Genomic DNA, 21,755 nt, shown 5'->3' with positions numbered 1-21,755 from the left:
TGCATATTCACTTATGCCGAGAAAAAGAAATCAGTCACATGAATTCGTCAGGATCACTTCAGACTCAGCTGACCGAATTCCTTCGCTCTCGCTGGGGTACCAGGACTCGAACCTAGAATGGATGAACCAGAATCACCTGTGTTGCCAATTACACCATACCCCAAAGAATGGTGCTTCCCGGGCGGTGGCCCGCTCGGAGCAGCGGGAAGTAATTTACACGCGAGCCCACATCAGGGCAAACTGACAGCGCGTGAGTACAGACACATAGAGAATGGGGCGGCATCCCACGGGACGCCGCCCCATTCTCCAGGCTCGCGCCTCAGCCCAGCTGGCTGCGCAGCGCACGCAGACGCACCAGGCTGGAGTCCTGACCCAGGATCTCCATCGACTCAAACAGCGGCGGGGAGACCTGGCGCCCGGTCACCGCCACGCGCAGCGGTCCGAAGGCCAGGCGAGGCTTGATCTCCAAGCCCTCCACGATGGCGGCCCGTAGGGCCTCCTCCAGCCGCTCCGTTGTCCACTGCTCCTGCGTCAGCGGTTCCAGGGTAGCGATGGCGGCGTCCAGAACGGCCGGCGCGGAGTCCTTCAGCTTGGACACCGCCTTCTCATCGAGCTGGAGCGCATCGTCACTCACGAAGAGGAAGCCGAGCATGTCTCGGGCCTCCCCCAGCAGCTGGACGCGGGTCTGGATGAGCGGGGCCGCCGCGGTGAGCACCTCCTGCTCGCGCGCGCTGAGCTCGCCGAAGCTCGCTGCGCTGACCAGCGGGTGGGCCTGCCAGTCGGGGTCCGCCGGGTCGGGGTAGACATCCGCCAGGTAGGGCACCAGCCGGTTGCGGAAGTCCTCAGCCTCAAGCAGGCGCACGTGCTCAGCGTTGATCGCCTCGCACTTCTTGGGGTCGAAGCGGGCTGGGTTGGGGTTGACGTCGTGGACGTCAAAGGCCGCCACGAGCTGCTCGGGAGAGAAGACGTCCTGGTCCTTGGACAAAGACCATCCCAGCAGGGCGAGGTAGTTGAGCAGGCCCTCGGGGATCATGCCGCGGTGGCGGTGGATGAGGAGGTTGGACTCCGGGTCACGCTTGGACAGCTTCTTGTTGCCCTCCCCCATGACGTAGGGCAGGTGGCCGAACTGCGGCATGACGCTGGCGCGGCCGATCGCCATCAGCGCCCGGTAGAGCACCACCTGGCGCGGCGTGGAGGACAGCAGGTCCTCTCCGCGCAGCACGTGGGTGATCCCCATGGCGGCGTCGTCAACGGGGTTGACCAGGGTGTACAGCGGGTCACCGTTGGCGCGCACCACCACGTAGTCCGGCACGCTGCCGGCCTTAAAGGTGATGGGACCACGCACGAGGTCGTCGAAGGTGATGTCCTCCTCCGGCATCCGCATCCGCAGCACCGGCTCGCGCCCCTCAGCACGGAAGGCCGCCTTCTGCTCCTCGGTCAGGTCCCGGTCGAAGCCGTCATAACCAAGCTTGGGGTCCTCACCGCGCGCCTTGTGACGCTCCTCGATCTCGGCGGGGGTGGAGAAGGACTCGTACAGGTAGCCGGCCTCCAGCAGCTCGGCTGCCACCTGCTTGTACAGGTCCATGCGCTGGGACTGGCGGTAGGGCTCGTGCGGGCCGCCCTTGCCCACGCCCTCGTCCCAGTCCAGGCCGAGCCAGGCCAAGGAGTCGAGGATGGCGTTGAAGGACTCCTCAGAGTCACGAGCGGCGTCAGTGTCCTCAATGCGGAAGACGAAGGTGCCGCCGGTGTGCCGGGCGTAGGCCCAGTTGAACAGGCAGGTACGCACCATCCCCACGTGAGGGGTGCCGGTGGGAGAGGGACAGAAGCGGACGCGGATGTCGCTGGAGCCAGGGGCCGGGACGGCAGGGCTGGCAGCGGTGGAGGTCTCAGTCATGATGTAGCCCAGCCTAGTCTCCTGCAGCAGACGACGACGCAGGAGCGCCTGTGCCTCCGCGCACCTGGACAGGGCGCGCCACAGCTCCCCCGTTCGTGTCCCACCCTTGTCCTAGACTCGGTTCCATGACCACTGCTGCTCACACCACCTCGGCCGTTTCCGTCCCCAGCTTCGACCTGGCTACCACCGTCGCTGCCTGGGATGCACTGACCCCAGCCGAGATGCGCCGCCGAGGCTCGCTGAAGTGGAGCCAACCGGGTGAGACCATCGGCGCCTGGGTGGCGGAGATGGACCTGGGAACCGCCCCGTCAGTCTCCGCCGTGCTGCGCCGCGCCGTGGACACCGGGACACTGGGCTACATGCCCGCGTCCCTGGCGCAGCAGGCGCGTGAGGCCACGGCACGCTACGAGTCAGAGGTGCTGGGATGGCAGGTGCCGGTGGAGCACATCAGCCTGCTCCCCAATGTCTTGTCCGCCCTGGGCGCCATCATCGAGTACCACACCAGGCCCGGATCCGCGGTGATCGTGCCCACGCCGGCCTATATGCCCTTCTTGTCGATCCCCGGGCAGCACGGGCGGGAGTGCATCCAGGTGCCCGCGCTGCGCACCCCTGCCTCCGCCGCCTCGGGGACCCCAGGCTGGGCACTGGACCTGGAGCCGATTGAGTCGGCCATGGCAGCAGGAGCCGGCCTGCTGGTCCTGTGCAACCCGTGGAACCCGGTGGGTCGGGTCCTCGATCCCGCCGAGCTGGACGCCGTCGCCGCGTTGTCCACCCGATACGGCGTGCCCGTCTTCTCTGATGAGATCCACGCGCCCCTCATCGTGGATCCCGCCGCGCGCCACGTCCCCTACGCCTCCCGCAAGGGCGCGGACCCGGACCTGACCTTTACCGCGACTGCGGCCTCCAAGGGCTGGAACGTCCCCGGCCTCCACTGCGCCCAGCTCATCGCCAGCGGCCAGGCCCGCCAGACCTGGCAGTCCCATCCCCTGTCCGCTGCCCTGGGGCACGAAGCCGCGGCCCTGGGCGCGGCAGCGGCCGTCGCCGCCTTCGACGAGGGCCGGCAGTGGAACCAGGCGGCCCGCTCCTACATCCACGCCAACGCCTCCCTGGCTGCCCAGCGCCTGTCCGCGGTGGAAGGCGTGGAGATCACGGTGCCAGCAGGCTCCTACCTGGCGTGGGTGGACTTCTCGGGCCTGCCGCTGCCTGAGGGCGAGAGCCCTGCTGCCTTCTTCACCCGGGAGGCCGGGGTGGTGATGAATGACGGCGCCGCCTTTGGTCGGGGCTACGAGTCTTACTGCCGTCTCAACCTGGCTACCGGCCGCGCGATCGAGGAGGAGACGCTAACCAGGATCGTCGACGCCGTCGGCCGGCTCTAGCCGCTCGCTCGCGCGAGTGTGCAGGTAGACCCATGGGTGTGCAGCCCGAAGCTGCTCACCGGTCGCGATACCTGCACACTCGCCCCGCAGGGGGCATCACGCTCGTCAGCGCCGACCTTGAGGGTGCGCTGTGACCTGTCCTAGGCTGCCCCTTATGCCTGTCTCGCCAGACCACGCCAAGGACGGCGTCGTCCCACCACTTCGCAGCAACCGGGACTACCGGCTCCTGCTGACAGGCTCAACGCTCTCCTCGCTGGGCAGCGGCATGCTCTCGCTCGGGATCATGCTGCTCATCGTCGACCTCACCCACTCTCCTGCCAAGGCAGGCCTGGTCGCGGGTGCCTACGGCGTGGGCCAGTGGGTCATGATGCTGCCGGCCGGAGCCCTGTGCGACCGCTGGAACCGCAAGCGGGTCATGGTGGTCTCCGCCCTGGTCTGTTCAGTCGTCCTGGGCAGCATCCCCCTGGCTGACGCTCTTGGCGCCCTGACTTTTCCGCACATGCTCGTGGCCGGCGTCCTGCTCGGCGCCGCCGGGTGCTTCTACTCCCCCGCCGAGCAGGCGGCTCTCAAGCGGATCGTCCCGGCTGAGCAGATGGGGACCGCGCTCAGTCTCAACCAGGCTCGCAACTCACTGGGCGGCGTGGTGGGTAGCCCGGCCGCTGCGGCACTGTTCTCTCTGTCCCGCAGCCTACCGATGGCGGTCTACGCCGCCCTGTCCCTGGCTGCCGTGGCCTGCGCGAGCCTGGTACGCACGCACCTGCCGGCGCTCTCCAGCGACCCGGTCCGGCTCAGAGGGCTTATCGACGACGTCGTCACCGGCATCCGGTGGGTGTGGAAGGCGCGCGCGATCCGGGACATGGTGCTGTGCGGCATGGTGCTCAACCTTGGCCTCAACGGCATCTTCACCACCGCGCTCCTCGCTCTGCAGCTCGACGGCACCTCGCCCCAGGCGCTCGGGCTCATGGACGCCGGCGTCGGCGTCGTGGGGATCCTGGCAGCGCTGGCCGCGCCCTGGGTCCTGCGCCAGGCACGGGTGGGAGGCATCGCCGTCATGACGATCTCCGTGCTGGCAGTGATGGGTCTGGCAATGCCGCTGCACCTGAACGTGTGGTGGATCGGTGGTCTCTTCGCTCTGGGGGAGCTCGCACTCATCCCACTCAACGCCGGCATGGGTGCCTACCGCGTCCACATCACGCCCGACGCCGTTCAAGGGCGCACGTCCTCAGCGGCGTCATTCCTCTCGCTGGCCATGATGCCGCTGGCCAGCGCCGGCGCTGGGCTCGCGCTGGAGCACCTCGGCGCGACCTGGGCGCTCCTGCTCTTCGCTGCGGCGCTGAGCCTGGGCGGGTTCGCCTGCGTCTTGTCCCGGCCGATCCGCTCGATCCCGAAGGTAGCGGACCTGGCAGACGTCCCCGAGGTCAGTATCTAGCGGCGTACCACGGGGTTGCCGAAGCCGCCGATCCCCTCGACCTCGACCTCGACGCGCTGCCCCGCGCGAATCTCTCCGACCCCGGCCGGTGTGCCCGTGAGGACCACGTCACCGGGCAGGAGAGTGAAGATCGAGGAGACGTAGGAGATGAGCTTGGGGATCGAGGTGATCATGTCCGCCGTCGTCCCCTCCTGGACCACCTGGCCGTCCACCCGAGCCCGTACCACGGCGTTCGCCGGGTCAAAGCCTGCCTCACCCGCGGCAGCAGGCTCGGGGATCTCGATCCACGGGCCGAGCGGGCAGGAGGTGTCAAAGCCCTTGGCACGCGCCCAGGTGGCGTCCAAGCGCTGGGCGTCGCGGGCGGAGACGTCATTGGCCACTGTGTAACCCAGGATCACGCGGCTCGCCTCGCTGGCAGGCACGTCCTTGGCCAGGGACTTGATGACGACGGCGAGCTCAGCCTCGTAGTGGACCTCGCTGGACCAGGTGGGCAGGACGATCGGCACGTCCGGGCCGATCACGGAGGTGTTCGGCTTGAGGAAGACGATGGGCTCGGCTGGCGCCTCGCTGCCCATCTCTGCGGCGTGGGCGGCGTAGTTCTTGCCGATGCCGACCACCTTCGAGCGCGGGATGACCGGGGAGAGCAGTCTCGCGTCAGCCAGCTGGACCACCTCACCGGTGGCCTGCGGGACACTGTAGAGGGGGTCGCCCTTGAGGACCACGAGGCGGGCGTCAGACTCCCCGGAGGGAACGACGCCGTCAGCGGGCAGCCCCTCGACGATGCCGTAGCGGATCTCGTCCCCGGTAGCAAAGCGCGCGATCTTCATGCCCTGAGCCTAGCGCCTGGTACGCGCACGCTGCCGGGCAAGGCCGGCCAGTGTGCAGGTACGCCCACGAGTGTGCACTCCTAGGGTGCGCACTCGTGGGCGTACCTGCACACTCACGAGCCAGGAAGGGGGCTCAGGCCCCCACTGAGGCGTGGTTGCCCGGCGACGCAGGCTCCTCCTGGCTCGACGGCGCCGCCCACACGTCACCCGGCAGCTCACGAGGCAGGTAGGGGTTGTCCGTGGACACGAAGCGGATCTCCTCAATCTCCCCTGCCACCAGGGCCTTGCGCTGGGCCTCCCAGTCCCGCAGCACCCCGAAGCACCACTTGCCCAGCAGCACGATCGCGACGATATTGATCACCGCCATGACTCCCATGGCGATGTCCGCCAGGTTCCACACGAAGGTCAGCGAGGACACAGCACCAATGAAGGTCGCCACGAGGATCACTGTGCGCAGGCCGTAGTGCTTGGAGCGCCCGCGCAGCAGGAAGTCCATGTTGACCTCGGCGTAGGTGTAGTTGCCCAGCAGCGAGGAGTAGGCGAAGACGAAGACGATCGCCACCATGAGGTACTGCGCCCAGTCCCCCAGCTGGGAGGCGACCGACGCGCTGGTCAGCGTCGAGGCGCCGTCGGCCTGCGCCGTCGCCGGGTCATAGACGCCCGAGAGCAGGACGATGAGGGCAGTGGCCGTGCACACCACGAGCGTGTCCACGAACACGCCGAGGGACTGGATGAAGCCCTGGCGCACCGGATGGGACGTGGTGGCCGTGGCCGCGGCATTGGGGACCGAGCCCTCACCAGCCTCGTTGGAGAACAGGCCGCGGCGCACGCCGTTGATCATGGCCGCGTAGAAGCCACCGGCGAGCCCGGCGAAGGCCTGGTTGAGGCCGAAAGCACCCTCGACGATCTCGCGCAGCGCCATGGGGATCGCCCCCAGGTTCATCACCAGGATCACCAGCGCGATGATCGCGTAGACGGTGGCCATGAGCGGGGCCATCCACTCCGCGATGCGTGCCACACGACGGATGCCCTTGAAGACGATCGGAGCGGTGATCAGCACCAGGACCACGGCCGTGGCCCAGGGGCTGACGTCGAAGGTGTCCTGAACCATCGTCGAGATCGTGTTGGCCTGGGTGGCCTCGTAGGCGAAGCCGAAGACGAAGGTGATGATGACGGCGAAAATCGCACCCCAGCGTCGCGAGCCCAGGCCACGCGAGATGTAGTAGGCAGGGCCCCCGCGGAAGGTGCCGTCAGAGTGACGGACCTTGAAGACCTGGGCGAGCGTGGACTCCACGAAGCCGGTAGCCATCCCCACCAGCGCCACGACCCACATCCAGAACACAGCGCCCGGCCCGCCCATCGTGATGGCCAGTGCCACGCCGACGATGTTGCCGGTTCCCACACGCGAGGCCAGGCCGATGGCGAAGGCCTGGAAGGAGGAGATTCCGCCCTCGTGGTCGTCCGCGCTGGAGCGCGAGCCGGCCACCTCGCGCAGCATGGCTCCGAAGAGGCGGAACTGGACCGCGCGGGTGCGCAGCGTGAAGTACAGACCGACGGCGATCAGCGCCCAGGCGAGGAAACCCCCGTAGAAGCGGTCGGAGATGGTCGCGAGCGTATCGGCAGCCGAGTCCAGCGCGCTGGTGCTCACGGTGGTCCCGGCCGGTGCCAGGAGAGTCGGGAGGTAGGAAGTCAACACGCTGTGGGAGGCTAGGGATGAGGAGTAACCGATTGGTTCCTCGCATGTTTCAGGCAGATGACAGGCCGCGTACCTGTCCCCCGCCTGCGCCCAAGGTCACGCGTGCTGACTGGGGCCCGTCCACACGTCCCCCGGCAGCGCGTGAGGCAGATACGCGTTTCCGGGTGCCACGAAGCTCGGTGCCTGCTCAGGACGCTGCGCCCGCTGGTCCTCCCAGTCGCGCAGCATGCCAGCCACCCACTTCCACAGGGCGACGATGCCAGCGAGGTTGAGACAGGCCCCGATCCCCAGCAGCACGTCCGCCAGCGTCCACACGGTGGTCAGGGCCGCGCCGCCGCCGATGAAGGTGCAGGCCACCGCGCCGATGCGCAGAGCCGTGGTCACCCACGCCCGGCGGGTGAGGAAGTCCAGGCAGACCTCGGCATACGAGAAGGCGCCCAGGATCGTGGAGTAGGCCAGGACGATGATGAGCAGGGTCATGGGCCAGGAGGTCCACTCCCCCAGCGTCGAGGCAATGGCGGTCTGGGTCAGGGTGCCGGAGATATCCGTGCTCTGTGCTCCGGTGACACCCGGGGTGTAGACCGCGGGGTCGTTGACGCCGGCGATGAGGATCGCCAGGGCCGTCGCCGTGCACACCAGCAACGTGTCCACCAGGACCCCGAAGGCCTGGATGAAGCCCTGCTGAGCCGGGTGGGCGACGGTTGCCGACCCAGCCGCGCAGGCGGCGCCGCCCAGGCCGGCCTCGTTGGAGAACAGACCGCGGCGCACGCCGTTGAGCACGGCCGCGGTCAGGCCGCCAGCCACACCTCCCAGGCCCGCGCGCAGCTCAAAGGCGCCGGCGAAGATCTGGCCGAAGGCCGTCAGGGTCTGGGCAGGGTGCGTGACGATGATGACCGCCACGAGCAGGAGGTAGACGATCGCCATGAGCGGGGCCATCCACTCGGTGACCCGGGCGATGGACCGCAGCCCGCCCAGCAGCACCGGAGCCACGAGCAAGGCCACAATCGCCGCGCCCCACCACGGGCTCACACCTGCCGCCGAGCCGAGGGCGGCAGTCATGGCATTGGCCTGAACCATCGGCATCGCCAGGCCGTTGGCGATCATGAAGACGACGGCGAAGACGCCACCGACCACCGGCAGGTGCAGGCCACGTGCCAGGTAGTAGGCCGGGCCGCCACGGAAGGTGCCGTCACCGCGGCGGACCTTGAAGAGCTGGCCCAGGCTTGCCTCGGCGAAGGCGGTCGCCGTGCCCACCAGGGCCACCACCCACATCCACAGCACGGCCCCCGGTCCGCCCAGCACCAGGGCGAGCGCCACGCCGACGATGTTGCCGGTGCCCACGCGGCAGGCCAGTCCCACTGCGAAGGCCTGGAAGGAGGAGATCCCGCCCTGTGCGCCGGAGCGTGAGCCCACCACAGCGCGCACGATCGAACCCAGGTGCCGCAGCTGCACGCCGCGGGTGGCGATCGTGAAGAACAGGCCCACGCCGATCAGCAGCCAGATGAGGATGGTGCCGAACAGCCAGTTCGAGACCGTGCCGAGGATCGAGTTAAGGGTCTCCATGGCTCAGGCCTCCGGGGCTAGGCGGTCAGAGCCGGCCGCTGCTGCGCCGTCGGCAGGATGAGAGGCGCGAACGCTGTCCCACACGCCGTCAACCGTGTCACCAGGCAGGAAGGAGTTGCCGTGGCCGTTGAAGACGGGCTCGGCCACGCCGGCCTTGCGCTGCGCCTCGAAGTCGCGCAGGGCGCCCAAGGCCCAGGGCCCGAGCCACACGATGGCCACGAGGTTGATCACGCCCAGGATCCCCAGCGCGATATCGGTCAGGGCCCACACGATCGGCAGGGTGAGCACCGTGCCGGCGAAGGCCGCCGCGGTCAGCAGCAGCCCGAAGGCCTGCTCCGCCCGGCGCTCCCCGCCCAGGAAGTTCACGTTGACCTGGGAGTAGGAGTAGCAGCCCAGCACGGTGGAGAAGACCAGGACGAAGATGAGGACGACCATCGGCCAGGTGGTCCAGGCCCCCAGGTGCTCGACGACGGCCTGCTGGGTCAGCACCGCGCCCACCAGGTCCTCCTTACCCGGCTGATAGGTGTCAGTCGCCAGGAGGATGAGCAGGCCGGTGGCGGTACACACGAGGATGGTATCCACGAAGACGCCGAAGGACTGGATGAGTCCCTGGCGCACGGGGTGGGAGACGGTCGCGGTGCCCGCGGCGTTGGGAACGGTTCCCAGGCCTGCCTCATTGGAGAACAGTCCGCGGCGCACACCGTTGAGGACCGCGGCGAGCATCCCGCCGGAGATGCCGAACAGGGCCTGGTCGGTCCCGAAGGCACCACGCACGATCGCGGACAGGACCGCAGGAATCTCACCGATGTTCATGATGATGACGACCACGGTGATAAGCACGTAGAGCAGCGCCATGATCGGGGCCAACCACTCTGACACGCGCGCCACCGACTTCAGCCCGCCCAGCACGATCGGGCCGGTCAGCAGTACCAGGGCCACGCCCACCATCCAGGGGGCCATGCTCGGCACGGTGGCGTTGATGACGCCGGCCAGGGAGTTGGTCTGGACCATGACCACCGTGACGCCGACGCTGATGATGCACATGGCGGCGAAGATCGAGCCCCACAGCCGCGAGTGCAGGCCGTTCTTGATGTAGTAGGCCGGCCCACCCTTGAAGGTGAAGTCGCGCCCACGCTCCTTGAAGACCTGGGCCAGGGTGGACTCCACGAAGCTCGTGGACATCCCGATCAGAGCCACCAGCCACATCCAGAACAGGGCTCCGGGCCCGCCGGCGACGACGGCCAGCGCCACGCCCGCCACGTTGCCGATGCCCACACGGGCAGCCAGCCCGACGGCAAAGGCCTGGAAGGAGGAGATGCCTCCCTCCGCCCCGGAGCGCGAGTGCGTGATGGAGCGGATCATGGTGCCGAAGTGGCGGATCTGCACCCCGCGGGTGCGGATGGTGAAATACAGGCCCACGCCCACCAGCAGCACGGCCAGGACGTAGGTGTAGAAGAGGTCGTCAACCTTGTTGAGGGTGGCCTCCAGGTCCGCGGTGGACCAGGTGGGACGGGCCAGGGCGAGTCCAGCGGTGGTGAGAGTCGTCATCAGCGGGCCTCCGCCGTCGTCGTGCTCTGGGCAGCCTCCAGGGCCCAGACGTCACCGGGGACGTCAGCGGGCAGGTGCGGGTTGTTCACGCCGACGAAAACCGGCTCGGCCACGCCCGCCTTGCGCTGCGCCTCGTAGTCGCGCAGCGCGCCGGTCCCCCAGCGGAAGAGCCAGATGAGGGCCACGAGGTTGGTCAGCGTCATCACGGCCATGGCGATGTCGACGGCGTTCCACACCACGTCCAGGCTCAGCACCGCACCGGCCGTGGCCGAGACCGCGCAGACCACGCGCACGAGCCAGCTGGCCCACTTCTTGCCGCCGGTCAGGTAGGACATGTTGACGTCGGAGTAGACGTAGGCGGCGATGATCGAGGAGTAGGCCAGGACGAAGATGAGCACGGCCATCGGCAGGACCGTCCAGCCGCCCAGGCCGTGGGAGATGGCCAGGGTGGTCAGCGTTGCCGGGTTGGCCTCGGGCGAGGTCCAGGTCTCGGGGCCGGAGATGAGGATGACGAAGGCCGTGGTCGTGCACACGATGATCGTGTCGATGAAGACGCCCAGGGACTGGATGAGCCCCTGCTGGACGGGGTGGGTGACGGTCGCGGTGGCGGCGGCATTGGGGGCGGTGCCCTGGCCGGCCTCGTTGGAGAACAGGCCGCGCTTGGTGCCGTTGACGACGGCAGCCAGGATCCCTCCGCCCAGGCCGCCTACCAGCGGCTCGGGCGCGAAGGCCGAGGAGAAGATCCAGCCGATGACGCGGGCGAACTCGGTGAGGTTGGTCAGGCAGATGATGGCCACGAGGACCACGTAGATGAGGGCCATCACCGGCGCCATCCACTCCGTCACGCGGGCCACGGCCCGGATGCCGCCGAAGACGACGACTGCGGTGAGGAAGAAGACCAGCGCGGCCACCACGAGCTGGGCGCCGGTCAGCCCGCCGAAGCCTGGCAGTGGGGAGCTCTCGGAGCCGCCGAAGGCCGCCACGAGCGTGCCGGCCACGGCGTTGGACTGCACCGAGGTGATGATGAAGCCACAGGTGATCAGCGTGATGACGGCGAAGACGCCTGCCAGCGTCTTGTTCTTCATGCCTCGGGCCATGTAGAAGGCCGGGCCTCCGCGGAAGGAGCCGTCAGCGGCGCGGGTCTTGAAGACCTGGGCAAGGGTGGCCTCGAAGAAGGCGGTGGCCATGCCCACCAGCGCCACGACCCACATCCAGAAGATGGCACCGGGGCCGCCCATGAGCAGGGCGGCGGCCACGCCGAAGACGTTGCCGATCCCCACACGCGCGGCCAGGGAGATGGCAAAGGCCTGGAAGGAGGAGATGCCGCCCTGAGCACCGGAGCGGGAGCCAAAGACTCGCTTGACCATCTCAGGCAGGAGCCTGATCTGCACCCCACGCGTGACAACGGTGAGGAACAGGCCGGTGGCGATGAGGACCCACATGGTGATGTGGGCCGTGATCCAGTCGGCAACACTCAGGAGAGTGGCTGCGAGGGCGTCCATGATCTCGGGCCTTCAGTGATGGGGATGGGAACGCCGCGCATAGTCTCACAATCCGGGCTGGATATTCTCATCCGTCCGCATACTGCCCGATAGGTGGACACATTCTCCGTGCGGACCAGGACAGCAAGCCCTCCATGGCTCCGTCCTCAGCGCGGCTGACAAGCTCTGGGGAGATCTTGGCCGAGCCGTCACTCACCTGTTGTCACGATCCCGGGCGATAGGCCGTTACGACGCACAGTCTTTGGTGCTGAGCGTGTCTTTCCAGTGCATCTCAACGACCTCGCTTTCTCATTTGCGTCGGCTCTGGGCAATCACCCGGGATCGTGACAGGTGTCTGCGGAAATCCACGACGCCATGATTCGGAATCGCCGGGCTGTGGGAGCATGGCGGCATGTCCTCCTCCAGCGCGACGCCGACCCTCAACGCCCTGCTCGATTCCCTCATCCCGGCCTCGGACCCGGACTACGTCCCTGAGCCGGAGGAGATCTACCTGGCCTTCAGCCAGTGGGCCGAGGAGACCGGGCGCCCGCTCTACCCCCACCAGGACGAAGCACTGAGCCAGATCCTGGACGGGCGCCACGTCATCGCCGCGACCCCCACGGGCTCGGGCAAGTCCATGATCGCGCTGGCGGCCCACACCGCCTCGCTGGCCCGGGGAGGCCGCTCCTACTACACCGCTCCTCTCAAGGCGCTCGTGAGTGAGAAGTTCTTCGAGCTCATCCGCCTGTTCGGCGCCGACAACGTCGGCATGGTGACGGGCGACTCCTCCATCAATGCCGGCGCTCCCATCATCTGCTGCACGGCGGAGATCCTCGCCAACCAGTCCCTGCGTGAGGGCGAGGCCATGGACGTGGACTGCGTCATCATGGACGAGTTCCACTACTACGCCGATCCTCAGCGCGGCTGGGCCTGGCAGGTCCCGCTGCTGGAGCTGCCCCAGGCACAGATGGTGCTGCTGTCGGCCACGCTGGGAGACGTGAGCTTCTTCGTGACAGACATGAAGGAGCGCACCGGCCGGGAGGTGGCCGTCATCGAGGGCGCCGAGCGACCAGTGCCCCTGGAGATGGAGTACGTGGTCGAGCCGATCGGCGAGCTTCTCCAGCGCCTGGTCCAGCAGCACAAGGCTCCGGTCTACGTCGTCCACTTCTCCCAGAAGGAGGCGATCGAGCGAGCCACCTCGCTGCTGAGTGTGGACCTGGTTCCCAAGTCCCGTAAGGAAGAGGTAGCTGCGGCGCTGGGCTCCTTCCGGTTCGGGCCAGGTTTCGGTGCCACGCTCTCGCGTCTGCTGCGTGCCGGCATCGGGGTGCACCACGCCGGGATGCTGCCGCGCTACCGCAGGCTGGTCGAGCGCCTGGCGCGTGAGGGCCTGCTCAGCGTCATCTGCGGCACGGACACCTTGGGGGTGGGCATCAACGTCCCCATCCGCTCGGTGGTACTCACCTCCCTGGTCAAGTTCGACGGCGCCAAGGAACGCCACCTCACGGCGCGCGAGTTCCACCAGATCGCCGGCCGTGCTGGCCGCGCGGGCTTCGATACCCGCGGTTACGTGATCGTCCAGGCTCCCGAGCACGTCATCGAGAACGCCAAGGCTCTGGCCAAGGCCGGAGACGACGAGCGCAAGCGCCGCAAGATCGTGCGCAAGGCCGCTCCCGAGGGCCGGGTCAACTGGACGGACAAGACCTTCGAGCGCCTGCGGGACGCCCAGCCCGAGACAATGACGAGCCAGTTCCAGGTCACCACCACCATGGTCCTCAACCTCATGGAGCGCGACGGCGATCCCGTGGCCGCGATGGCCCAGCTGCTCTCGCGTGTCCACGAGAGCGAGGCGATGAGGCGCAAGCACGTGCGCCGTGCGATCGATATCTACCTCTCGCTGCGCACGGCCGGGGTGCTCACCCATGTCTCCTCCGCCCAGGCCCGGTCGGACGGCCGTCCCCGCCTGCGTCTGGCGGTGGACCTGCCTGACGACTTTGCTCTCAACCAGCCCCTCGCCCCCTTCGCGCTGGCGGCCATGGACCTGCTGGGGGTGGACTCCCCCGAGCACACGGTGGACGTCGTCAGCGTCGTCGAGGCGACCCTGGATGACCCAAAGCCCTTGCTCTACGCCCAGCAGCGCCAGGCCCGTGGCGAGGCGATCGCTGCGATGAAGGCCGAGGGCCTGGACTATGACGAGCGCATGGCCGCGCTGGAGGAGGTCACCTGGCCCCAGCCCCTGGCCGAGCTCCTGGCTCCCGCACTGGAGATGTACAAGCAGTCCAATCCCTGGATCGCCGAGTACGAGCTGCATCCCAAGTCCGTGGTGCGGGACATGGTGGAGTCCGCGATGACCTTCTCCGACCTCGTTTCGCGCTATGAGCTGGGGCGCAGCGAGGGCGTCATCCTGCGCTACCTCACTGACGCCTACCGGGCACTGCGCCAGGTGGTCCCTGAGGAGCACCGCACCGAGGAGGTCGTTGCCCTCATCGACTGGCTGGGCAACCTGGTGCGCGCGGTGGACTCCTCCCTGCTGGACGAGTGGGAGGCCCTGGGGGCGGCGCAAGCCGGCCGCGCCGAGCTGGCAGCCGGGATCCTGGACGGCGACCGGCCCGGCGAGGACGACTCGATCGGCGTCGAGCGCGCCTTCGGGGCGGACGAGAACGGCAAGGTCGCCTTCAGCCGCAACCTCCACGCCTTCCGTGTGGCGGTGCGCAAGGAGATGTTCCGTCGCGTCGAGCTCATGGCCCGCGACGACGTCGAGGCCTTGGGCCGCCTGGACGCCTCCTCCGGCTGGGGCGAGGACCGGTGGGACGATGCCCTGGCCCGCTACTGGGACGAGTACGACTGGATCGGCACGGACACGGCGGCACGCTCGATCGCGCTGGCTCCGCTCGATGAGGCTCCGAGGCCCGCGGACCTAGCGGCAGCCGGGGTCTCCGAGCGCCTCATCGAGGCTTTTGCCAAGACCGGCCGCACCGTGTGGCTGGCTACCCAGGTGCTGCAGGACCCTGACGAGGACCACGACTGGCGGCTGACCGCGCTCGTCGACCTGACCGAGTGCGACCAGGCGGACAAGGCCGTCATTCACCTGCTGAACGTGGGTCCGCAGAGGTAGGGGCCTGGGTGGACTGGCGCACCACGAGCTCAGGCGCGAAGGTGATGTGCTGGATTGCTGAGCCGTCAGAGAGCAGCAGGTCCGCTGCGGCCCGGCCGATCTCACGCATGGGCTGGTGCACGCTGGTCAGCGGGGTGATGAGCTCGGAGGCGATGGCGACGTCGTCATAGCCCACGATCGCCACGTCCTGGGGGATGCGCAGGCCGCGGTCACGAATGACGCGCATGGCTCCGATGGCCATCTGGTCGTTGGCACAGAACAGGGCCGTGGGGGGCTCGGGATCATCCAGCAGCCGGGCCGCTCCGACCGCGCCGGCGTCCGCGCAGTAGCTCGCGCCCTCGTGCACCGCCTCAACCTCCACCAGGACCTTGTCAGGATCCTCCCCCGCCTCGGACAGGGCCTGGAGAACGCCGCAGCGTCGGTCGACGGACTGGCGGACGCTCAGCGGTCCGTTGACGAAGCCGATACGGCGGTGGCCGAGGTCCAGCAGGTGCCGCACCGCCACCTTGGCGCCAGCGACGTCGTCGCCCGCGACCGTGGACAGCTCATCCGAGATCGCTGGGTGGTCCATGAGCACCACCCGGATGCCGCGGCCGGCGAGCACCGCCAGGTTGTCCAGCGTGAAGGCCGAGGGGGTGACAATGACGCCGCACACGTCCAGGCCGGCCAGCATGCTCATGAGCTCACGCTCACGGTCGGGGTCGGAGTCCGTGGAGCCGACCATGGGCACACGCCCTTCCTGACGCAGCCGGTCCTCAATCCCGCGGGCCGCCTCGGTAAAGAAGGGGTTAGAGATGTCATGAACGAGGACGCCGACCAGTGAGGACCCGCCGTGCCGCAGGCGCCTAGCGGTCTCGGAGCGGACGAAGCCAAGCTCCTTGATGGCAGTCTCAACCCGCTCGCGCGTGGCCTGGGCAACCTTGTCCGGATGGTTGAGCACGTGGGAGACCGTGCCGACCGAGACCTCAGCCAGGGCGGCGACGTCGCGCACCGAGGGACGCGAGGAGGGGGCTTTGGGCGGGGTCATCTCACTCCGATGCTCGTAGGCGCAGGCTCGGGATCGTGGCCGAGGCCATGACGCTGGGCGCGGTCGCGCCGATATAGCGATGCTAGGCGCCGTGTTCAATCTGTTCAATCCTCCGCGGAGGGTACAGCTCTCAGCCACGCCACGAAGATCCTCCACACAGAGACTTGAAACGTTCTAACGCCGGCGCTAGGCTACCCGCGTTGATTCGTTTCAAGCCGACTGGTGACCGCCAACGGCAGGCGCCTTCCCGACGCCCCGAGTCAAGACCACTCCCTCACCTCGCACAGTGGCGAGGCGGAACGTCAGTTCGAAGGAGAACTCGTGCAAAACTCAACCCCCCCCCGACGAAGCACCCTAATCCCTGGTTCGTCGGCGTCGTGTCCGGCATGGCGTCCTACATCGACTCCTGCGCCATCGTCTCCTCCGGAACGGCCCTGACGATCTACCAGCTCACCAGCGGTTACAGCGACGGTCAGGTGGGACTGGCCTCGATGGGCCTGACGCTTGCCATCGCTTGCGGCGCGCTCTTCGGCGGCAAACTGGGAGACAACTTCGGCCGCAAACACGTCTTCTCCGCCACCATGGTGCTCATCGCCATCGGTGCCGCCCTTCAGGTCTTCGCCGGCAGCTTCACCATGCTCATGCTGGGCACCATCCTCGTGGGCCTGGGCACCGGCGCGGACCTGCCGGTCTCGCTGGCCAACATCGCCGAGACCGCCACGGACGAGAACCGCGGCAAGATCATCGGTCTGTCCAACATCCTGTGGACCGTCGGTATCCTCGGCGCCATCGCCTGCGCCTCGATCGTGGGCAACTGGGGCCACCTCGGCGGTCAGATCCTCTACGCCCAGGTCGGCGTCGTCGCCCTCATCGTCCTCCTCCTGCGCCTGCCGCTACCCGAGTCCCACGTGTGGCTGGAGGCTCAGGCAGAGAAGAAGGCAGGCGTGGAGACTGTGCGCGCCGAGCGCTCCCAGCTACGGCTGCTCCTCCAGAGCCCTTACGCCAAGCCCTTCTTCGCCCTCATCTTCTTCTATGCCCTGGTCAACATCCCGGCCAACACCGCTGGCCAGTTCGGCACCTGGGTAGCCGTCAACGTCATCCACATGGACGTCGCCTTCACTAGCCAGCTGGGCCTGATCATGATGCCGCTCGGCTTCATCTGGGGTGTGTGGTTCATGAAGATCGTCGACACCGACAAGCGGATGCCCTACTTCTACGTCGGCGCGTTCCTCTTTGCCGGCGCCTACCTCATCTACCCGATCTTCGGCTTCAGCGTGGTCACCTACATCGCCGTCACCGTCATCAACGGTATCGGTGGTGGCTTCGCCTTCGAGGGCATCATGAAGGTCTGGGCCCAGGAGTCCTTCCCCACCCTGCTACGCACCACCGCCCAGGGCACGATCATCGCCGTCGCACGAGTCGTCGCCGCGCTGGCAGCCTCGGTCACCCCGCTGCTCCTACGCGCCGGCCCGGAGACCGCCTACGGCGCCCTGGCCGCCATTGCCGCAGTCGGCTACGCCTTCGCGATCTGGGGATTCCGTCACAAGACCCGCAACGAGTTCGACGTCGAGTCCCACACGATCCAGGACGTCGAGGCCGCCGAGGAGGCTGGGGTGGACTTCACCATCTCCGCCGAGCCGAAGGCCTGAGAGCTCCCACCATCACCCCGGCCCTGCTGCTCCACGACACTGTGGAGCAGCAGGGCCGGGGTCCGTCATCTCTGGGCGCTGCCCCGCTTTCCCCGCCCTGGCCTGCCAGGCTCACCCTTGGCCGCAGCCTCATGATGCTGGCGCTCCAGCGCGACCTACCGGCCCGCTAGACAGAGTCTTCACAAACCGAGAATGAGGGCACTCACCACCCCAACCCTCCTTTCGCTACCCCTCCGCCGCAGTCGCTATCCCATCGCGCCCTTCGCTACCCCGCAGCACGCGCTACGGGGTAGCGAGCAGCACCAAGAGGTAGCGAACACGGGCACCGGGTAGCGACAGACAGAACGGGGTAGCGGTGGACACCAAGCGAGGCAGCAACAAACACGTCAGGCAGCAGCAGGCAGGGCGAACACAGGCACCGACCGCCGTCTTCTTGCGATGCCCACCGCCCCGGCCTGTCCTTCGCTACCCCACCACCGCGTTCGATACCCCATCGCGCCTCCCCCCCACGAACACAGACTGGGCCTGCCCACATCGATACCGGCGACAACCTCCACGCCCTCGACACTCATGTGCACGCGCCCGCCCCGCGCCGGTGGACCAGCTTCGCGCAAGTGATCCCACACCCACAAGAGAGAGCCGCTCTTCATCACTTGTGAAACGGTTCAATTCTCGCTAACCTGAACTCATCACCGGACGCCGCAACGCCGCCGTCCACCCCAGTCACTGACGACGAGGAGCCCACCATGACCACCCCCACCCTCTCCGACCTCTCCCCCGAGGCCCGCAGCCTCCTGGAGACCCAGACCATCGAGCTTCCCAGCTGGGCCTTCGGTAACTCCGGCACCCGCTTCCGCGTCTTCACCACCGCCGGCGTGCCCCGCGACCCCTTCGAGAAGATCGACGACGTCGCCCAGGTCAACGCCTTCACCGGCGTGACCCCGCGCGTGTCCCTCCACATCCCGTGGGACAAGGTGGAGGACTACTCGGCCCTGCGCACCTACGCCGAGGAGCGTGGCGTGAGGATCGGTACCATCAACTCCAACGTCTTCCAGGACGAGGACTACAAGCTGGGCTCCCTGACCAACCCGGATGAGAGGATCCGCGCCAAGGCCATTGCCCACCACCTGGAGTGCATCGACGTCATGCGCGCCACCGGCTCCCCGGCCCTCAAGATCTGGCTGGCCGACGGCACGAACTACCCCGGCCAGGACTCCATCCGCGAGCGCCAGGACCGCCTGGCCGACTCCCTGGCCCAGATCTACGCCGGCCTGGACGAGGACCAGCAGCTCATCCTGGAGTACAAGTTCTTCGAGCCGGCCTTCTACCACACCGACGTCCCGGACTGGGGCACCTCGCTGACCCACTGCCTGGCGCTGGGTGAGCGCGCCAAGGTCGTCCTGGACACCGGCCACCACGCCCCGGGCACGAATATCGAGTTCATCGTCGCCCAGCTGCTGCGCCTGGGCCGCCTGGGCGCCTTCGACTTCAACTCCCGCTTCTACGCCGACGACGACCTCATCGTGGGCGCGGCCGACCCATACCAGCTCTTCCGCATCATGAACGAGATCGTCTCCGCCGGCGCGCTGGCCCCCGACTCGGGCGTCAACTTCATGCTCGACCAGTGCCACAACCTGGAGGAGAAGATCCCCGGCGAGATCCGCTCGGCCACCAACGTCCAGGAGGCCACCGCCAAGGCGCTGCTCGTGGACCGCGAGGCCCTGCGGGCCGCTCAGCGAGCCGGAGACGTCCTGGCCGCCAATGACATCTTCGTCGACGCCTTCAACACCGACGTCCGCCCGCTGCTCGCCGAGCTGCGCGAGTCCCAGGGCCTGGCACCGGACCCGATGAAGGCCTTCCTCGCCTCGGGCTACCTGGACAAGGTCCGCTCCGAGCGCGTGGGCGGCACCGCTGCGGGCTGGGGCGCGTGATGAGCGAGCCTCTGCACGTCGGCGCGGTCGACCTGGGCGCGTCCTCCGGGCGCGTCATGGTCGGCACCCTCGCTGATGGGCGGATCACCCTGACCGAGACGCGCCGCTTCGTTAACGGCGCGGTCCCGGTGCCCGCCGACGACGGCGAGCGCCTGTACTGGGACGTGCTGCGGCTGTGGAGCGAGATCCGCGAGGGTCTGCTGGCCGCGGTGCGCGAGGTCGGGCCGCTGGCCGCCGTCGGCATCGATACCTGGGCGGTGGACTACGGACTGGCGCGCGAGGGCGGTGCGCTGGCCGGCCCGGTAGCCGCCTACCGCTCGGCACGCACCCGTGGCGTGCCCGACCAGCTTTTCGCCGCTGTCCCACCTGGTGAGCTCTACGGCGTCAACGGCCTGCAGGTCCAGGAGTTCAACACGGTCTTCCAGCTGCTGGCCGAGCGCCGCGACGGCGGGCTGCCCGACGGCGCACCACGCACGATGCTGCTGCTGCCGGACCTGCTGACCTCGTGGCTGACCGGCACCCAGGTGGCTGAGGTCACCAACGCCTCGACCACCGGGCTCCTGGACGCCCGCAGCCGCACCTGGTCCACTGCCCTGCTGGAGCGCCTGCGCTGCGAGCTCGACCTAGACCTGGACCCAGTCCTGCCACCCCTGGTCGAGGCCGGCACCCAGGTGGGCACGGTCCGTCAGGAGGTGCTTGAGGTCTTCGGGCCAGACGGCTCCCCCACGCCCGTGGTCGCCGTCGGCAGCCATGACACGGCCTCCGCCGTCGTCGCCGTTCCCACCGAGGCTCCGGACTTCGCCTACATCTCGTGCGGGACCTGGTCACTGGTCGGCCTGGAGCTGGACGAGCCGGTACTCACCGAGGCCTCTCGCCAGGCCAACTTCACCAACGAGCTGGGGGTGGACGGCACCGTCCGCTACCTCAAGAACGTCATGGGGCTGTGGGTCTTCAACGAGGCCGTACGCACCTGGCGCAGCCAGGGGCTGGAGGTCTCCTACGCCGAGATCGACGCCGCCGCCGAGGCCTGCCAGGCACTACGCACCGTGGTGGACATCAACGACGACGCCTTCTTCGCCCCCGGAGACATGGCAGCCCGGATCGACGACTACGCCCGTGCCACCGGTCAGCCCCTGCCCCGCTCGATCGGGGAGTACGTGCGCTGCATCAACGACTCCCTGGCCCTGGCCTACCGCCGGGCGGTGCGTGAGGCCACCGAGCTGTCAGGCCACACGGTCAACGTCCTGCACATGGTGGGCGGCGGGATCCGCAACCGTCTGCTGTGCCAGCTCGCTGCTGACGCCACGGGCCTGAGGGTCCTGGCAGGTCCCACCGAGGCCACGGCGCTGGGAAACATCGTCGTGGCCGCCCGCGGGGCAGGCCTGATCGACGGCGACCTGGCTGCGCTGCGTCGTCTGGTGCGCAGCTCCTGCGAGCTGGCCACCTACCTCCCCGATCCCACGACTGCTGCCCGGTGGGACGAGGCCGAGCAGCGGATCTTCGCCTCCGCGTCCTGAGGCAGCACGAAGGAGATCATGATGACCACGACCACCGGAACCAGGCCGGCACTGACCCGGGACGGGGTCACGCTGGCACCGCTGGCAGGCGGCTTCCTGCCGCCCTATTCCGAGCGCCTCCATCTCATCGCGCACCTGCCCGCGCCCAGCGCCGCTGACCTGGCTGCGATGTCGCAGCAGGCCGGAGGCTCCGAGGACGCAGCCAGCCAGCCGCACGGCACCCAGGTTGATACCGCGCAGGCTGCCACGGGCGAGGGCTCCCCCTTCAGCCCCGAAACCGCCGCGGCGATGGAGGCCTTCAACGCCCCCTTCGGCCAGCCGGAGGCCACTCACGCCGTGGTCGAGGAGCGCGAGGTCGATGGTCCGCACGGGCCAGTCCCGGTGCGCGTCTACCGTCCCGAGCCCGGGTGGGTCCCGCCCGCGCCGAGCCCGCAGACCGACGGCCTGCGCGCCGGCCTCGTGTGGTACCACGGAGGCGCCTTCGTGGGCGGGGACCTGGACATGCCCGAGGCCGACGCTGTGGCCCGGGGCCTGGTCACCCGCACCGGAGCCACCGTGGTCTCGGTGTTCTACCGGCTGTGCAACGACGGCGTCACGCACTTCCCTGTCCCTCACGATGATGCCTACGCCGCCCTGCGCTGGACGGCTGAGCACGCCAGGGAGCTGGGCATCGACCCGGCGCGCCTGGCCGTGGGCGGGGCGAGC

The 21,755-nt window shown here is 68.4% G+C and carries 14 protein-coding genes and 1 tRNA gene; 7 read left to right on the top strand and 8 right to left on the bottom strand.

The window, feature by feature from the left end; all coding sequences use genetic code 11:
• Positions 1-91 precede the first annotated feature (91 nt).
• Positions 92-163 (bottom strand) — tRNA-Gln (locus HMPREF0058_RS08710).
• A gap of 156 nt (positions 164-319) precedes the next feature.
• Positions 320-1,894, bottom strand: coding sequence for a glutamate--tRNA ligase (gene gltX, locus HMPREF0058_RS08705; RefSeq protein ID WP_034236955.1), 1,575 nt, complete (start codon positions 1,892-1,894; stop codon positions 320-322).
• Positions 1,895-2,019: 125 nt separating this feature from the next.
• Here gltX and HMPREF0058_RS08700 point away from each other — a divergent pair, with 125 nt between their 5' ends.
• Together HMPREF0058_RS08700 and HMPREF0058_RS08695 are read left to right on the top strand one after the other, a co-directional pair.
• Complete coding sequence (locus HMPREF0058_RS08700) at positions 2,020-3,270, top strand: MalY/PatB family protein (protein WP_006549406.1); 1,251 nt, start codon at positions 2,020-2,022, stop codon at positions 3,268-3,270.
• 154 nt (positions 3,271-3,424) lie between these two features.
• Positions 3,425-4,699, top strand: coding sequence for an MFS transporter (locus HMPREF0058_RS08695; protein WP_006549405.1), 1,275 nt, complete (start codon positions 3,425-3,427; stop codon positions 4,697-4,699).
• On the opposite strand, the gene HMPREF0058_RS08690 is transcribed toward HMPREF0058_RS08695, so the two are convergent.
• The 5 genes from HMPREF0058_RS08690 to HMPREF0058_RS08670 all read right to left on the bottom strand — a co-directional run bounded on the left by HMPREF0058_RS08690 (position 4,696) and on the right by HMPREF0058_RS08670 (position 11,835).
• Positions 4,696-5,526, bottom strand: a complete 831-nt coding sequence (locus HMPREF0058_RS08690) for a fumarylacetoacetate hydrolase family protein (RefSeq protein WP_006549404.1) — start codon at positions 5,524-5,526, stop codon at positions 4,696-4,698. The genes HMPREF0058_RS08695 and HMPREF0058_RS08690 overlap by 4 nt on opposite strands.
• A 133-nt stretch (positions 5,527-5,659) precedes the next feature.
• On the bottom strand, positions 5,660-7,219 hold the full coding sequence (locus HMPREF0058_RS08685) for an alanine/glycine:cation symporter family protein (RefSeq protein WP_006549403.1): 1,560 nt from the start codon (positions 7,217-7,219) through the stop codon (positions 5,660-5,662).
• 99 nt (positions 7,220-7,318) lie between these two features.
• Complete coding sequence (locus tag HMPREF0058_RS08680; RefSeq protein ID WP_006549402.1) at positions 7,319-8,785, bottom strand: alanine/glycine:cation symporter family protein; 1,467 nt, start codon at positions 8,783-8,785, stop codon at positions 7,319-7,321.
• Between the two features lie 3 nt (positions 8,786-8,788).
• A complete protein-coding gene (locus HMPREF0058_RS08675) occupies positions 8,789-10,333 on the bottom strand; it encodes an alanine/glycine:cation symporter family protein (RefSeq protein WP_006549401.1) in 1,545 nt (514 codons plus the stop codon).
• Positions 10,333-11,835, bottom strand: coding sequence for an alanine/glycine:cation symporter family protein (locus tag HMPREF0058_RS08670; RefSeq protein ID WP_006549400.1), 1,503 nt, complete (start codon positions 11,833-11,835; stop codon positions 10,333-10,335). Before HMPREF0058_RS08670 ends, HMPREF0058_RS08675 begins: the two co-directional genes overlap by 1 nt.
• 391 nt (positions 11,836-12,226) lie before the next feature.
• Between HMPREF0058_RS08670 and HMPREF0058_RS08665 the strand changes: the two genes are divergently transcribed.
• Positions 12,227-14,926, top strand: coding sequence for a DEAD/DEAH box helicase (locus tag HMPREF0058_RS08665; RefSeq protein WP_006549399.1), 2,700 nt, complete (start codon positions 12,227-12,229; stop codon positions 14,924-14,926).
• Here the strand turns inward: HMPREF0058_RS08665 and HMPREF0058_RS08660 are convergent.
• A complete protein-coding gene (locus tag HMPREF0058_RS08660) occupies positions 14,892-15,953 on the bottom strand; it encodes a LacI family DNA-binding transcriptional regulator (protein WP_006549398.1) in 1,062 nt (353 codons plus the stop codon). The two genes, HMPREF0058_RS08665 and HMPREF0058_RS08660, sit on opposite strands and share 35 nt — an antisense overlap.
• Before the next feature lie 377 nt (positions 15,954-16,330).
• Between HMPREF0058_RS08660 and HMPREF0058_RS08655 the strand changes: the two genes are divergently transcribed.
• The 4 genes from HMPREF0058_RS08655 to HMPREF0058_RS13035 all read left to right on the top strand — a co-directional run.
• A complete protein-coding gene (locus HMPREF0058_RS08655; protein WP_006549397.1) occupies positions 16,331-17,602 on the top strand; it encodes an MFS transporter in 1,272 nt (423 codons plus the stop codon).
• A 746-nt stretch (positions 17,603-18,348) separates the two neighbouring features.
• Positions 18,349-19,533 carry an L-rhamnose isomerase gene (gene rhaI, locus HMPREF0058_RS08650; protein WP_006549396.1) on the top strand — a complete coding sequence of 395 codons (1,185 nt, stop codon included), beginning with the start codon at positions 18,349-18,351 and terminating at the stop codon, positions 19,531-19,533.
• Entirely contained in the window at positions 19,533-21,050 is a 1,518-nt protein-coding gene (locus tag HMPREF0058_RS08645) for a rhamnulokinase (RefSeq protein ID WP_040319857.1), read from the top strand. Before rhaI ends, HMPREF0058_RS08645 begins: the two co-directional genes overlap by 1 nt.
• A gap of 21 nt (positions 21,051-21,071) precedes the next feature.
• Positions 21,072-21,755, top strand: a 684-nt coding sequence (locus HMPREF0058_RS13035) for an alpha/beta hydrolase (RefSeq protein ID WP_211205896.1), incomplete at its 3' end; no start/stop codon positions are given.

This window comes from Actinomyces urogenitalis DSM 15434 (assembly GCF_000159035.1).
GTDB classification, from domain to species: Bacteria; Actinomycetota; Actinomycetes; order Actinomycetales; family Actinomycetaceae; genus Actinomyces; species Actinomyces urogenitalis.
The sequence above is the reverse complement of the archived record's forward strand: the minus strand, read 5'-3'. Positions and strand labels throughout refer to the sequence as shown.